The 13,846-nt window shown below is 70.9% G+C and carries 16 protein-coding genes and 1 pseudogene; all 17 read right to left on the reverse strand.

What is annotated here, in order from left to right; all coding sequences use genetic code 11:
• Positions 1-100 precede the first annotated feature (100 nt).
• Positions 101-892 carry a peptidoglycan-binding protein gene (locus tag ACFWBW_RS01395; RefSeq protein WP_385367439.1) on the reverse strand — a complete coding sequence of 264 codons (792 nt, stop codon included), beginning with the start codon at positions 890-892 and terminating at the stop codon, positions 101-103.
• Between the two features lie 75 nt (positions 893-967).
• Entirely contained in the window at positions 968-2,899 is a 1,932-nt protein-coding gene (locus ACFWBW_RS01400) for a hypothetical protein (RefSeq protein ID WP_385367440.1), read from the reverse strand.
• A gap of 37 nt (positions 2,900-2,936) precedes the next feature.
• Entirely contained in the window at positions 2,937-3,815 is an 879-nt protein-coding gene (locus tag ACFWBW_RS01405) for a hypothetical protein (protein ID WP_385367441.1), read from the reverse strand.
• Positions 3,815-4,921 (reverse strand): hypothetical protein, encoded by a 1,107-nt coding sequence (locus ACFWBW_RS01410; protein ID WP_385367442.1) that lies wholly within the window; start codon positions 4,919-4,921, stop codon positions 3,815-3,817. The genes ACFWBW_RS01405 and ACFWBW_RS01410 overlap by 1 nt, the downstream gene beginning before the upstream one ends.
• A gap of 12 nt (positions 4,922-4,933) precedes the next feature.
• A complete protein-coding gene (locus tag ACFWBW_RS01415; RefSeq protein WP_385367443.1) occupies positions 4,934-5,917 on the reverse strand; it encodes a hypothetical protein in 984 nt (327 codons plus the stop codon).
• A 13-nt stretch (positions 5,918-5,930) separates the two neighbouring features.
• Entirely contained in the window at positions 5,931-6,836 is a 906-nt protein-coding gene (locus ACFWBW_RS01420; RefSeq protein WP_385367444.1) for a phage distal tail protein, read from the reverse strand.
• Positions 6,837-6,839: 3 nt separating this feature from the next.
• A complete protein-coding gene (locus tag ACFWBW_RS01425) occupies positions 6,840-9,257 on the reverse strand; it encodes a phage tail tape measure protein (RefSeq protein WP_385367445.1) in 2,418 nt (805 codons plus the stop codon).
• A 33-nt stretch (positions 9,258-9,290) separates the two neighbouring features.
• Positions 9,291-9,491, reverse strand: a complete 201-nt coding sequence (locus ACFWBW_RS01430) for a hypothetical protein (protein ID WP_190026906.1) — start codon at positions 9,489-9,491, stop codon at positions 9,291-9,293.
• Positions 9,488-9,970: a hypothetical protein gene (locus ACFWBW_RS01435; protein WP_385367446.1), complete on the reverse strand. Its 483-nt coding sequence runs from the start codon at positions 9,968-9,970 to the stop codon at positions 9,488-9,490. Before ACFWBW_RS01435 ends, ACFWBW_RS01430 begins: the two co-directional genes overlap by 4 nt.
• Positions 9,970-10,503 carry a phage tail tube protein gene (locus ACFWBW_RS01440; protein ID WP_385367447.1) on the reverse strand — a complete coding sequence of 178 codons (534 nt, stop codon included), beginning with the start codon at positions 10,501-10,503 and terminating at the stop codon, positions 9,970-9,972. The genes ACFWBW_RS01435 and ACFWBW_RS01440 overlap by 1 nt, the downstream gene beginning before the upstream one ends.
• A gap of 11 nt (positions 10,504-10,514) precedes the next feature.
• The gene (locus tag ACFWBW_RS01445) at positions 10,515-10,946 is read right to left on the reverse strand and encodes a minor capsid protein (protein WP_385367448.1); all 432 of its coding nucleotides are present in this window, start codon (positions 10,944-10,946) and stop codon (positions 10,515-10,517) included.
• Entirely contained in the window at positions 10,943-11,290 is a 348-nt protein-coding gene (locus ACFWBW_RS01450; protein WP_385367449.1) for a hypothetical protein, read from the reverse strand. The genes ACFWBW_RS01445 and ACFWBW_RS01450 overlap by 4 nt, the downstream gene beginning before the upstream one ends.
• Positions 11,287-11,604, reverse strand: coding sequence for a hypothetical protein (locus ACFWBW_RS01455; protein WP_385367450.1), 318 nt, complete (start codon positions 11,602-11,604; stop codon positions 11,287-11,289). Before ACFWBW_RS01455 ends, ACFWBW_RS01450 begins: the two co-directional genes overlap by 4 nt.
• Positions 11,601-11,999, reverse strand: coding sequence for a hypothetical protein (locus ACFWBW_RS01460; protein ID WP_328969246.1), 399 nt, complete (start codon positions 11,997-11,999; stop codon positions 11,601-11,603). The genes ACFWBW_RS01455 and ACFWBW_RS01460 overlap by 4 nt, the downstream gene beginning before the upstream one ends.
• Positions 12,000-12,002: 3 nt before the next feature.
• Complete coding sequence (locus tag ACFWBW_RS01465; protein WP_385367451.1) at positions 12,003-12,221, reverse strand: hypothetical protein; 219 nt, start codon at positions 12,219-12,221, stop codon at positions 12,003-12,005.
• Positions 12,221-13,231 (reverse strand): major capsid protein, encoded by a 1,011-nt coding sequence (locus ACFWBW_RS01470; protein WP_328969244.1) that lies wholly within the window; start codon positions 13,229-13,231, stop codon positions 12,221-12,223. The genes ACFWBW_RS01465 and ACFWBW_RS01470 overlap by 1 nt, the downstream gene beginning before the upstream one ends.
• Positions 13,232-13,251: 20 nt before the next feature.
• Positions 13,252-13,846 (reverse strand): annotated as a pseudogene (locus tag ACFWBW_RS01475) (hypothetical protein); the annotation flags it as partial.

Raw genomic sequence — 13,846 nt, forward strand, 5'->3', positions numbered from 1 at the left:
GGGGGGTTAGATGTGCGCCTCCGGTCGTGGGCGTTTCTTTTTTTAGACGGGGGGGGGGGCGGGGCGCCTCCCGGCGGGGGCGGGCGGGCGCGGGCGGGGGTCAGACCTTGGGGACCTTGAGCGCGGCCCACGACGTCGGGCCGGGCCACCCGTCGGCGTCGTCGCCGGAGTAGCCGAGGCGGCGCTGCCACCGCGCGTAGCTCTGTCGGTCGGACTCGGTCCACTGGGGCCCGGGGCCCTCGCGGTAGGCCGAGCAGCCCTCGGCGACGAGACGCCGCCCCATTGCGGTGATGACGGCCGAACGCGGCTCCTTGCGGAACCACTGCACTCCGGGGAACGGCTCGAACTGCTGAGGCGGGGTACCGCCCCCGCCACCAGGGCGCGGGGCGCCGCGCTGCACCCACACATACAGCGGGCCGCCGGGGCACGCGGTTGCGTACCCGTCGCGGTGGCCCTTGATCTCGCTGCCGGCGCCGCCGTCCTTGCGCAGCCACTCGACCGCGTCACGAAGTCCGTTGAGCTGCGCGTCGGTCGGCTCGGTGAGTCCTTCATCGCCGACCATGGCGCACACCGCGTAGTGCTGCGAGTTGAGCGTCGCAGTGCCGTTGGCGCCGGTCTTGCGGTGCGCGCCGCGGCCCTCGAACACGTAGCCGTGCGGGCAGACAAGGGCGTTGTACGCGATGTCGGAGTAGTTCTCTTCCCGGTTGGCGAGGTGGCTCGCCTGAATCGCGCGGGCGCGGCCCGCGCACTGTCCGTGGTTCTCGGGGCGCGCGAGGGACGCAGGGACGGGCGAGCCTTCGTAGTGGATCTTTACGCCTCGGGTGCTACCGATGTACGCGAGGTCGTAGCGGGAGGGGCGGGCGCCCCACTGGGCGCGGCTGACGAACTGCAAGAGGTGCCCTCCTTGGGCATGAAAAAGGCCCCGGCCAACAGGCACGGGGCGTAAGGGACGTGAGAGGGAAGGGGGTCAGGCCAAGCCACACCAGAAGCGGTTGGCGCCGTTCTCCATGGCGCCGACGTTGATGGTCGCGGGGGCCGCGGCGGCGCCGGTCGTGTAGACACCGAAGCGCTTCACGGGGGTCTGCCCGAAAGTGTTGGGCGGGGCGCCCGCGCCGCTTTCCGAGGCGAGGAGCATCGGCCCGTCGCCCGTTCCGACGTTGTACTGCCACCGGGAGGCGACGTAGTAGACGCCAGCGGGCGCCGCGTACGGCGCGGTCAGGGGCGAGCTGATCGTCGCCCCGCCGGCGGTGTGGACCTCGGCCGGCTCGTACGTGGCGGTGGACATGTCGCCCGTCGCGGCCACGCGGGTACCGGCCGAGTCGTAGAGCGCGGCCCACGACCCGGTGGTGAGTCCGCCCGCGTAGCCGGTCGCGAACCAGACGATCCGGTTGACGGTGACGGGTACGCGCAGGATCACAGCCGTGATCCGTATCGGGCCGCTGCCGGGGTAGAGGGCGGTTGATGCGCCGAGCGCGGGGTCGAATGCCCACGTGAGCAGCCCGTGATCGCTGGGCAGCCACTCGCCGCCCCCGAGCGCATCCACGTAGCTTTTGCGGGTCAGATGGTTCGCGGTGGTCGGCGCGGCCGAGCTCGACGGAATGCTGCTGAAGGTCTTCGACCCGCTGATCGTCTGCGTTCCGGCGAGCAGGACGGCGGCCGAGGTCTGCGCGTACCGGGCATCTGCTGCCGTTTGATCGAGGGCGCCGACATCGGCCGCGACGAGCGATACGACGCCGGTCTTGCCGTTGACGGACGCGACCGCCCCGCCCCCGCCCGCGCCCACGGCGACGACCTGGCCGTCGCTCTGGCGGATCTTGGCGACGCCGCCCTCGCTGTAGAGGATCGCGGCGCCTGCCGCGGCGGCGGTCGGCACGGTGGCGGCGTCCTTGACGACGATCACGCCGCTTCCCCCGCCCGTGTCGGCGGTCGCATCGCCGATCCGCAGGTTGCGGTCGAGGTAGACGTTTCCGGTCTGGACCCGGATGGACCCGCTCGCCCGGATCTCCAGAAGGTTCGTCGCCTTGTCCTCGGCCTTGACCGTGAACGGCAGCTCGGACGATCCGGCGGGCAGGGTGACGACTGCGGGACCCGTCGCGGGGACGGCCCCGACGTCGGCGGCGGACAGGGTCACGGCGGCGGTGGCCTTGCCGTTGACGGACTGGACGACGCCGCCCGGTCCGGTCGGGCCGGCGTCGCCTCGGTCTCCCTTCGGCCCGCGAAGGTTGCCGACCGCCGTTCCCCACCCGCTTCCGGTGCGCTGCCAGATGTCGCCCGTGTCGGTGCGCAGCAGCAGGTCGCCGGGGCGCGTCGAGGTGCTGGGGGTCGTCGTGTTGTTGAGGTACCAAGCGGCGCCCCGGATGTCGCCGCCAAGCTGCGCCCACACCCCGGCTGTTCGCTGCCACGTCGATACGGTCGTGCTGGTGACGTTCAGGAACGTGGTGGTCTCGTACCGCACGTAGACGTCGCCGTCGACACCGAGGCCGGCAGTCGGCGCGGCGGTGCCGCTGTAGATCCGCGATCCGGGGGCGCCGGTCGGGCCGACGTCTCCCCGGGGCCCTGGTACGCCCACGTAGTTGGGCTTCGCGGGGTCGGTCGGGGCGATGTCGGCGAGGTCGACCTCGGGCAGCGCCTTGGGTAGGACGATGTTGTACGAGCGGCCCACGGGGATTCCCGAGAGCTGCTCGGTCACGATGTACGCCCACCCGGTCGGGTCCATGGCGGGCGAGTCGGTGGCGGGCAGGGTGACCTCGATCGAGCCCTGCGCGTCGAGAACAGCGCTCACCGGTCCGCCGAGGATGACGTCGGCGGCGGGAAAGGTGAGCTGAGCGGGAGCGCGGAAGACAACCGCCCCCGACAGCGGAGTGCCGTCGGGGGCGAGGAAGCGACCGCGCACGGTCACGGTGGGTATGGACGGGGGCAGCAGTGCGGGGCCCTCCTTAGTCTTCGACCGTGCGGAGCCCCGATGGGGCGCGGACGGAGTCAGGCCGCTTGGGTTCGGCCGAGGTCTCGTTCACCGCGGGGCCCGTTCCCCGCTGTGCGGTGGCGGTGGCCGTCGGGGGGCGGGTCGGCACGCGCGGGGCCTCGTCGGGGGAATAGGTGTGGCGGTAGAGCGCCGAGTACAGCCGGGTCTCGACGTTCCGGCCCGGTTCCTTGTTGCGGTGCTCGACCATCCACTCGGCCCACTGCAAAAACTCCACGTCATGCATAGGCTGCGTGATGAACTTGTTGGTCCATGCGCCGGCCGGACAGTCGTACTCGGCAACCGTGATCGGGGTCCCGCCCTCGGGCCGCATGGTGACCCTGACCTGCCCGCCACCTTGGTTGGCGTAGGTGAAGAGCTCGATCTCGGCGACCGCGTGCGATACCGGACCGCACCCCCACCACGCCGGCTGATAAGCGGTCTCGGAGGTGCTCTGCCGTTGGGTGGGGTGGAGTTGAAGCGGCAGCATGGGGCGGCCGAGGAATCGATCGCTGAACGCGTCGTCCATGAGGATCGGGGTCGGGCGTTCCTTGTCGCGGCTCCAGATGCGGATCATCTGATCCTCTGCGAGGACGTCGTCGCCGACTGTGAGGGCTCGCGTTCCGGTGGCGCGACGGATGAAAACGCCCCAGTCACCTTGGGGCGTCTGGCCGACCTTGAATGTTGCGACGCCCTCGGGAGTCTGGGCGATGAGCTGTCCGCCCTCGCCGATGGTGATGTCGCCGTGCAGGATCTGGTCGAGGGCGGGGCGGATGTTGGCGCGGCCGGCGAGCTCGCGCACGCGCCGTTCGAGCTCGCGAATGCGGTCGAGCAGGTCAAGGGGGATCGCTGCCATCAGGCGGCCTCCAGGAAGAGTTTCGCGGTCTCGGGTCGGCCGCGTAGGGGTGGACTGATGGCGAGGCCGACGACGCGGGACCGGTGGTCGAGTCCCTCGGTCCACCAGTCGTCACGGATGCGCACGCGGACGGTGGCGCCGAGCAGGGCCGGCGACAAGGGGGTGCGGTCGAGCGCGACGGTCACCTCGGGGATCGTCTGCGGGCGCAGGGCGGCGGCCAGGTCGGCGCGTGCATGTGCGTCGAGGGTGGGCTGCTCGGTCACGGTGGAATAGTCCGAGGTGCCGTCCAGCCGGGGCCATCCGGCGCCGAGCTGTTCGTCGGCGACGAGCAGCTCGCTCATCAGCGGGAGGGATTCCGCTGTCTGGTTTTTGTTGTCGGACGCGCCGCGGCTCTGCCATGTGTTGGCCTGCACGGTGGCGTCGATGGGCCACCCGTAGGAGAGGATCGGGCCGGGGTGGTCGAGGACGACCTCGCTCGCGCCGGTGCGGATGACCGGGGCGCCGAGCTGCAAGCGCTTGACCCGTCGGCCGCTGGTCGGCTCGCGGTACGACATGATGCGCCACTCGAACCCGCCTTCGGTGGCGGCGAGTTGGTCGATCACCTCGCGGATGCGGGGGACGTCGTAGCGGCGAAAGGTGCGGTCGCGCAGGACTCCCGAGAGCTGCTCGGCGTCGGTCTCGATGCCGATGTCGCCGCCGGGGAGACTGGCCGAGTAGTCGATCAGACCTCGGACGATGTCGTACTGGTCGACCTGCACCGCCTGCTGCGTGTGGAGGATCGCGCGGTGATCGAGGTAGGACGCCCACCCGCCGGCCTGTACTTGGAGGCCGAGGAATCCGCGCGCGTTGCTGGTCAGGTTGGCGGTCCACAGGACGCCGCCCCACCAGATTTCCGAGCCGCGCTCGATCCACATCGCGGTACGGCCCGGCTCGACGGCGGCGCGGGCGCGCGCGGCGACCGCGCGGTTCGGGAGAGGGATCGTCGCCGAGGCGCTGCCGATCTTGCCTATGTAGTCGTCGAGCGACACGTCGGTGATCGGTAGGACGTCGAGCACCTGGTCGGACCGCAGGTCGCAGAGCAGCACCCGGTACGTGGGGGCGATCAACCGCTCACCCCCTCACGCGTCGAGCGGGTAGATCAACCCGCTCAGCGCGGCCCACGTGGTCAAGCTCGGGTTGCCGACGAGCTTCAAATGCCCGTTGGTCTGGCAGTCGACCTTGATCGGTACGCCGCCGGCGGCGATCGACGCCGAGGTGAGCAGCGCGGGACGTGCGGCGGCCGGAAGCGGCGCGGCGAGGGGCTGTCCACTGGCCGGTGGGGCGGCGTTGGTCGCCCATGAGACGCCGCCGCGCCATTGCAGGTGGAGGACGCCGCCGACCAAGATTCGCCGGTACCGCAGCGTCCCCTGCGAGTTGCCGCCGTTGGTGTAGCCGGCGGCGAGGGCGGGGGCAGTCCACCCGATGACGGGATCGAGGGTCTGCCATGCGGTGCCGTCCCACCGGTCGAGACCAGAGCCGTTGTCCCGGTACTGGCCCGGATAGGCGCCGTTGAAGCTCAGCCCCCACCCTCGGGGGATGATCCCGCCATAGGCGGCGGTGAAGCGGCGGCGGTCTGCGAGGGCGCTCGCCCACGTGATGCCGCCGGTTCCGGCGGACACCCCGGCGGGAACCGTGATGTCCCACAGCCTGAGTGCGGCCGGGGGCAGGGTGGGCGGGTTCGGGCTCGCGTTCGCGGCGCCTTGCACGAGCTCGATCCGGGCGAGCGTCTGCCCGCTGGTGTCGTACAGCTCGTCGTACACCCGCAGCACCACGGAGTCGATGCGCGCGTTCGAGGCGTTGCCGTCGGCGACGGTGAGGGTTTCCGGAGCGGTGACCACCACGGGATACGAGCCCTGCGGCTCGGTTCCCTGCACCACGGCGCGGCCGACGGCGATCTGTACCTGCATGGCGCCGACGCCGGTTGCGTTGAGTGCGGTCCCGCCGGCGATCACGCCGTCGCGGCTGGTCATCGCCGTCTCGGGGGCCATGGCGCCAAGGGGGGACAGTCGGGTGTCCTCGCGGGTCTGGCCGTTGGGGAGCAGCCATCCGGTACGCACGGTCAAGGGATTGTCCTCCTTACCAAAAGGCGGAGCGCCAACGAATCGACGCTGCGGCGCGGGGGTCGGTGGAGCCCGGGGCGGCGCGGAAGAGCAGCGACGTCGGCCCCGGGTCGAGGTCGAGGGACTGCTCGGGCACGCTGCGGGCCGTCGCGGTGTAGAGGCGCGAGGCAGTGTTGTTGAGCGTGACGGTTCCCTCTCGGGTGTCTACGAGCAGCTCGTCGTCGGCGGCGAGGTCGATGTCGTACTCGATCACTTCGCCCGTGCGGACGTTGGTCACGGACGGGAGGGAGACCGGCCCGCGAAAGGTGATCACGGGGTGGGACGGGGCGTCGCCGTCGTTTACGGCGATGACGGTTCCGGTGCTGCCCGGGGCGCCGAAGCGAAGCGGGTAGGTCAGCCGCTCGGGCCCCGGGGGCACTCCCCATTCGAGGCCCGGCTCGGGCGCGGGAAGGCTCGTCGCGACCTGCTGCTCGATCACGCTGTACCGGCGCGGGTCGGTGGCCTCCCACTGAATCGCCGCCCCGGTCACGAGCCCGATCGCGTACCCGCCCGCCCCGACGGGGACGGCCCGGCGGATGCACCGCGCCCACGAGAGCAGGGGCGGCGAGTCGTCGAGCTGGATCACGAGCGGCAGCTCGTCGTCGCGCAGCGCGGTCGCCGTCGACAGCTCGCGGACGGCGGCGCCCATCCGACCGGGCTCGCTCCGGATCGCCACCCCGTCGAGGGTGATCGTCCGGACCTGCGCGAGCAGCCGGCCGGGATAGGCGCCGTGCCCGTCCGACCGGGGAACCGTCCCCGAGTCGAGGCCCGGGGAGTCCTCCCACCCGGTCAGCGACTCCCACCCGTACTGGGTGGTCGGGCCGAGCAGCAGGTCGCCGAACTGGACGTGCCCGGCGCGGGCGACGCGATCACCGGGGGCCATGGATCACCCCCTTGCCTTCATGTGCCACGCGAGCGCGGTCGCGTTCTGCTCGGGGCTCTGCTCGCCGCCGTGCCAGTTCTCGATATGGACGCTCGGCCCCCAACCGCCCGCCGTGGCGGCGCCGTTGCCGGACGCGCCGGCGGTGGCGAACTGCGGGCGAGCCGGCACGGATACGAGGTTGCGCATCGTCCGGTCGACGGCGGACGATCCCGCCTTGATTCCCTCGACGATTCCCGCAGGAATGAAGCGGCCGATCTTGTCTCGCATGAGACGCGACGGAGAGTGAATTCCGAGCGCTTTCGCGATCGGACCCGGGATCAAATTCTTGGCCCAAGACATGAGCGTCGAGCGCAGCCACGAGCCCATGCCCTTGATTCCGTTCCACAATCCATAGATCAGATCGCGGCCCTTTTCGTAGAGCATCGAGCCGAAGTCGCCGAAGTAGCTTCCGATCATGCCCGGCAGGCCGCGCACCCAATCGAGCATCTCCCCGGCCTTTCGGACGGTTCCCGACTTGATCGAATCCCAATGCTTGATAATCAGGCCGACCAAAGTCCAGTTGAGGAAGAAGTCGACGATGCGGCCCGGTATGCCTCGGACCCAATCGACCGTGGCATTCCATGCGGATATGGTCCCGCTCTTGATCGAGTCCCAATGCTTGATTATGAGGCCGACCAAAGTCCAGTTAAGGAAGAATTGAAGAATCGTTTCTCCAATGGCCTTGAGCTTGCCCCACACCCAATCCCACGCGGCCTTTGTCGCGCCGACGATGGTGTCCCAGTTGGCGACGATCAGGGCGACGATCGCGACCACGGCGGCGATCACGAGCGCGATCGGGCCCATGGCGAGCAGCCACGCCGCGGCCATCCGGGCGCCCTGTATCAGGGACTGCGTCCCCATGAGGACCCAAGAGGCGACCACCCGTACGGCAGCAGCCGCGGCGCCCGCTCCCTGCGCGAGCCAACCCGCCAACATTGTGGCGTTGAGCAGGACAAACCGTCCTGCAGCGGTTACGCCCGCGACGGTTTGCGTTGCCCATCCGGTGACAACCGCGATGGTCGTCGTCGTGGCCGTGACCCCCAACGCGATGAGCGTCGGGAGCATCAGGACCAGGATCACGCCGGCGGCGATCGACAGCGCCGTCGAGTGCTCGGAGACGAACGCGGCGCCCGCGCTGAACGCGCCGCCGAGCCCGCCCGCGCCGAGCCAATTCACGAGTTTCTCAATGACCGGGATTGCGTAATTCCCGATGGCGCCGACGAGCTTCTGCTCGATCCCGCGCTTGAACGCCTCGATCTTCGTCGCCGCATTGTCGTGTAGCGCAGTGCCGGCGGCATCCGTGGCGCCCTTGACATCCCCGAGCGCCTTTACCGCACTGGACGGGTCGAGCGAGAACATCGCTTTCTGCATGTCCTCGGCCTTGGTGCCGAAAAGGCCGAGCGCGAGCTCGCTCTGCTTCGCGGGGTCCTTAACGCCCCGCAGCTTGTCGAGGACTTGGTCGAGCGCCTTCGCTGCTTCCGGTCCACCCTTCTGGAAAACCTTCTGCATCTTCTCGGCGTTGAAACCGAGAGACGTGTACGCGTCGGCCGTCGCCTCTTCCATCGACTGAGCCATCAAGGTGAATTCCTTGAGGCTGTCGGCGACGGTGTCAGCGTCCCGCGCGCCACCCTTTAGACCCTGTTGCAGCAGACCCATAGAGGTCTGAGCGTCGAGGCCGAGCTGCCGAAATTCAGTCGGGTATTCCGCGAACGTGTCGAGCAAATCCTCGGCGGCATCGACGCCGTTCTGCGAGCCCTTCACCAAGACGTCGAGCGCTTCCTCGGCCGACTTGGCTAGGCCGTTCTTCATCATGACGCCGACGGACCGGGACACCTTCGAGACGTCCTCGCCCATGACCGAGGCGGCGCTCGCGACCTGCGTCGCCAACGTCTTGACCTGCCCCTGCGTGGCCTCGGGCGGGAGCAACCCATTCCGTGCGATGCCCTTGACGATCTCCGCGCCGTCACTGACCGACTCGACGATCGCCCCGGCGTAGAGATCGCCCGCCACCTGGCCGTACTGCTTGGCGACCGGGCCGGTCGCGCCGAGCTGCGCCTGCAACTGCCCCGGGATCTTGGACTGTTCGAGCGCCTCGCCGACTCCGGCCATGAGGGCGGCGCCGATACCCGCGCCGATCGCCGCCGCGGCGAACCCCTTCAAGGCGGTTCCCATGCCGCGCGAGGCTTCCGCCCCGCCGTCGGCCGCGCCGTCGGCGAGCCCGTCGCCGAGGTTGTCGCCCGCCTGCTCGCCGGCGCGGTCGGCCTCGGCGGCGATCCGGTCGCCGCCCTGGCGCATCGCCTGCTCGGCGCGGGCGACCCCGGCGGCGGCGCCGGAATCGTCAACGGTGATGGTGGCGGCGAGCTCGCCGACCATGAGGGCCATCGCTCACCCCCGGTCAGTCGTGCGCCGCCCCGGTTAGGGGGAGGGCGAGTCAGGCGAGGGGTTGAGCAGGCGCGCGAGGCGCGTCTCGGTACTGAGCAGGCCGAGCACCCGCACCCGCAGCCATCGCCACGAGCGCGTTTGGAGCAGGCCGGGGGTACTGAGGTCGAGCCCGTAGGTCTCGTGCAGGTCGGCCTCGACGAGCGGCCACTCGTCGAGAATCCGAGCCCAAGTCACTTCCGGCGCTTGCCCTTTGCCTTGGCGCGGGCGGGCGCCGACGGGGTACTCGTACCACTCGTAGAGGCCGGACTCTTCGTCGTACTCGCCCCGCCCGACCGGCGCCGAGCGGCTCGGTTCGGGGCCAGTCGATTTGGGTCGCCGCCCGAGTTCCAAAACCGCTCGGCGGCGACGCGGTCCTGCGCGATCCACACCATGCAGGTGAGGGCCGCGTGCTTGAGCTCGGGCCAAGACACCCCGTCGGCGATCAGCTCGTCGTACGTCGGGCCGAGTACGTCCCGGTAGTGGTTGCGCTCGGCGGCGTCGGCGAGCACCTGCTCGTCGGCGCGGCCCCCGTCGGCGGCGACCGCCGCGGCGTGCACGAGCGCCTGCGTGAGCAGGCCGACCTCGGCCGACGGCGCGGGCACCCGGTACGGCTTACCCCGGATGGGGAGGGTGAGCGCTTCGTCGAGTAGCTCCCCGAGTGCCTCGAACGCCATTAGCTGTCACCTGCCTTGGCGGTCTTGCCCTCGACCGACAGCAGGCCCGGGGTCGCGACCGGGTTCGTGATCGCGGTCAGGGGGCCCGAGCCGGTAAGCGTGATCTTGACGGTGTCGACCTCGGCGGCGTCGCCGCCGTCCGGCTCCCACTGCACGATGGCTCGGCCCTCGTACGCGTCCGGGAGACCGGTCCGGTCGAACCAGCGGACGCGCACGTAAGAGGCGGCGCCAAAGGACATGGACGCCTTCCGCAGGGCCTCTTGGGCGCTGCTGAACTTCAACGTCGTCGGGTTGGCCCGGTGCGCGACGGTGGTCTCGATGCTCCACTTGAGCATGGTCACGACCTGCTCGGGGTAGCCCTCGCCGTCGTAGAGGTTGAGCTCTTGCGCGGTCGGTTCGATCTTCGGAGCGAACTCCGAGACGCCCGGGACGAGCGTCCACACGGGCGTTCCGGGGACGGTCGGCATGTCGAGCTCAAGTCGGTACCGCCGGGCGAGCAGGGTCACGTCGTCAGGCGGCGGCGGCGTGCTCAATGGGACCTCCCTTATTCGAGGTTGGGGTGCGCCCGGTGGGCGCGACAGTGGTAGTTGGCGGTCCGCTCCCAGCGGCCCGAGGAGTCGGCGCCGAGCGGGCCGGCGGAGACACGAAAGACGAGCTGCACCCGGGCCTCGCCGAAGACGTGCGGGCCGGACGCGTGCAGCACGTCGTGCACCCGGTCGGCGAGCACCTCGGCCTCGCGCGGGTCGGCGCCCGCACGCACCCGCACCTGTAGCCCGGTGGTCGTGTCCGTGAGCGCGGCCGACTCGGCGACCGGGTAGAGGGACAGGCACAGCACGCGGTCGGGGGACGGCGGCAGCGAGGCGACGGTGATCGCGGTCTCGCCCGCCACGTACACGCCGTCGGTCCGGTAGACGCCGAGCCCGGCGTCGGCGAGCAGCCGCGCCACTCCGTCGGCCAGGTCGACGCTGTACGTCACCGGAGCGCCCGGCGGACCTGCGCGGCGATCAGCGCCTGCACCTCGCCCGAGGACTCGGGCAAGACGCCTTCGAGGTACTTCGCGGTCCGCCCCGGGGCGTGCCGGGCGGTCATGTCTTCGTGGACGCGTCCCGCGTACGGGGTGTCGTACGAGACGGCGGCGGTCATCTGCTGCTCATCGACCGAGCTCGCCCCGCTACGTTCGAGGGTTCCCTCGTTGATCGGGACGCGCTTGCGGCTCTCGGCGAGGACATGCTCGGCGCCGAGCAGCAGCCCCCGCGCCGCGGCCTCGCGAATCGCTCCGGTGGCAGCGTTGCCGTTCCAGCGCAGTCGGGCACGGCTCATTCGCACACCACCTCCGTGGAAGCGGGGACCGGCAGGCCCGGGGCGGTGTGCTCGGCGAGGCTGATCGCCGTGGTGACGCGACCACGTGGCAGGGTCACCCGGCTACCCGGCGGGCAGTCCAGCCCGGGGGCGGCGATGACCTGCGCTGTGCTGGTGACGGTCCGGCCGTCGGGGGCCCGGACCATACGGACCGCCTCGCCGACGAGTGCGGGAACCTCGACGTACGGGCCGTAGGTCGGGCCGTACGCGCCGTCGCCGAGGTAGGGCTCGACGCCGATCCGGTGGCGGAGCAGGGAGGGGGGAACGCGGGTCACCACGCCATCACCCGCCCCGGTTCGAGGCCAGCGCGCCGGAGTGCTCGGGCGGCGCGGGGCGCGAGCTCGACACCGGACGCTCCGGCGGTCGAGGCGGCGCGACCGGACAGGGATACGGGCCCGATCGAGACCGAGTCCCATCTGCCCGCCGCGCCCGTGCCGTCGTCACCGGACCCGAGCCAGTATTCGATCTGCGCGCAGACCGCTGCGGCGAGGGCTTCGACGATCGGCGGGTCGAGGGGGTCGCCGTCGTCGTCAACGGCGTAGATCGCGGTGAGCAGAGCCGAGTCGATGTCCTCGCCGGCGCGGGCGATCAGCCGCTCGGCCTCGGGCGGGGCGGGATGACCGAGCCAGACGGCGAGCTGTTCGGGGGTGGTGTAGGGCTGTCGGGCCACCGCTCACCCCCTCTTGTTGCGGGCAGCGGAACGGCCCGCCGGCTTGTCGTCCGGCGGGCCGTCGGGTTCGTCGTCGAGAGGCTCGACGGTGTAGCCGTGGCGGCGTAGGTAGAGCAGCACCCCCTCGCCCGGGTCGGTCGCGGTGGCGCGGCCCTCGGCGATGGTGACGTCGCCGATCTGCTCGTCGCCGTCGTGCGGGGCGGTGATCGCGTACCGGGCCATCACTGGACCTTGATGTTCCGCAGCACCGCAGCCGCCTTGGTGGCCTTGAGCGCCACGGCCACGGGTCCGAGCTCGACCTCGCCGGTCTTTACGGCGCCCGCCGTGGTGAAGTCCGGAAGCCACTGACGTACGAGCTGACCCCCGACGGTCGAGACGCCGTGGAATCCATCGGTGCCGAGACGCACGGCGTACAGGTCCGAGAGACCGGTGATGTTGCCGCCCGCTCCGGCGCCGTCGACATCCCGGGTCTCGACCGGGATCACGGGGGCGATGCTGCCCGCCTTCTCGCCGAGGTCCACCAGGGCGATGCCGTTGTACGTCTCGACGTTCTGACCGAAGGAGTTCGGCGACCGGTCGTAGTAGCCAGCCCGGCGGGCGAGCGACCGCACCCGGGCGATCGTCTTCTTGTTCCCGAAGAGCGCCGACGGGGCGCCGTCGAGCAGGGACAGGAACTCGTCGAGGATGTCGAGCGCGTCGTTCGCCTTGCCCGCGTCCGAGCCGATGGCCGAACCGGTCCAGTCGAGGGACGCGCCCGCGCCCATCTCGGTCGTGCTGCCGGCGAGCGCCTTGTCGAGCCCGTCGAACCCGGCCTCGGCCCCCGGGGTCGTGACCCGCTTCCCGTTGATGACCTGATCGGAGAAGAACGCGCGAGCGCTCTTGATCGTCTGGTTCATCTGGAACTCGGTCTCATTGGTCGCCGCAGCGCCGAGGGCGGACAGGACCCGGTCGACCTCGAACGCCCCACCCAAGGGACTGAGATCGACGGTGTAACGCTGCCGCTTGGCCTGCGCCTTGGGGTACTCGGTGTTAAGCGCTCGGAACTGCGCCGGGCGCTCGGTGATCAGGCGCGTGTACCCGTACGTGAGGGTCGCGCCCCCACCGGCGGGGGACACGACGTCGTCGAAGACGAGATTGTCGAGCAACCAAGACGACTTACGGAACTCGTCGATCACGGTCAGGTCGAGGTCGTCCTGCGTATTGAGCTTGGCGTCGGCAAGAGTGATTGCCATAGGTGGGGATCTCCAGTGGTTCAGCCGCCGAGGCGGGCGGCGATGGCGTCGCGCAGGGTCGCGGGCTTGCGCTCACCGGTCGGGGCGCCGTTGAACTCGGCGCCCGCCCGTGGCGGGGCGGCGGGGCCTGCGCGGTACAGGTCGGGGTCGGCGTCAACCGCCGTCTTGATCGCGGCGCCGAGCTGCTCCTCGAACCCCTTGTCGGTGGGGTCGAGGCCGGACACGGCGGCGAGGAAACTGCGGCTGTTGAGCAGGCGGTCGCCACGTGCGCCCGCGTCGGCGGCGGCGCGGGCGACGGCGAGCTCGACTCGGGCGCCGCGCAGCTCGGTCGAGTGCTCGGCGAGCAGCCGGTCGCGCTCGGCGACGGCGGCGGCCAGGGCGGCCGGGTCGTTCTCGGCGGCGGGATCGTTGGGGTTGAGCGCCTTGGTCACGGCGTCGAGGGCGGCGCGCAGCTCGTCGCGCTCGGCCGCAGCCTGATCGGCTCGAGTGGTGGCCTCGGCGAGCTGCTGCGCGGCGGCGGGATCGGCGGCCGGCGCCCCGGCCGGGGCGGGGTTCTGCTCCCCCGGCAGAGCGGCCCCGACGGCGGGATCGGCGGTGCTCTCGGGCATGGTGGTG

It is taken from the genome of Streptomyces sp. NPDC059957 (assembly GCF_042730015.1).
GTDB lineage: Bacteria > Actinomycetota > Actinomycetes > Streptomycetales > Streptomycetaceae > Streptomyces.

Bases quoted from the DNA above. Each gene is read 5' to 3' on its own strand.
- ACFWBW_RS01405 (WP_385367441.1), bottom strand. From the start codon at position 3,815: ATGGCAGCGATCCCCCTTGACCTGCTCGACCGCATTCGCGAGCTCGAA.
- ACFWBW_RS01420 (WP_385367444.1), bottom strand. From the start codon at position 6,836: ATGGCCCCCGGTGATCGCGTCGCCCGCGCCGGGCACGTCCAGTTCGGC.
- ACFWBW_RS01425 (WP_385367445.1), bottom strand. From the start codon at position 9,257: ATGGCCCTCATGGTCGGCGAGCTCGCCGCCACCATCACCGTTGACGAT.
- ACFWBW_RS01435 (WP_385367446.1), bottom strand. From the start codon at position 9,970: ATGGCGTTCGAGGCACTCGGGGAGCTACTCGACGAAGCGCTCACCCTC.
- ACFWBW_RS01450 (WP_385367449.1), bottom strand. From the start codon at position 11,290: ATGAGCCGTGCCCGACTGCGCTGGAACGGCAACGCTGCCACCGGAGCG.
- ACFWBW_RS01465 (WP_385367451.1), bottom strand. From the start codon at position 12,221: ATGGCCCGGTACGCGATCACCGCCCCGCACGACGGCGACGAGCAGATC.
- ACFWBW_RS01470 (WP_328969244.1), bottom strand. From the start codon at position 13,231: ATGGCAATCACTCTTGCCGACGCCAAGCTCAATACGCAGGACGACCTC.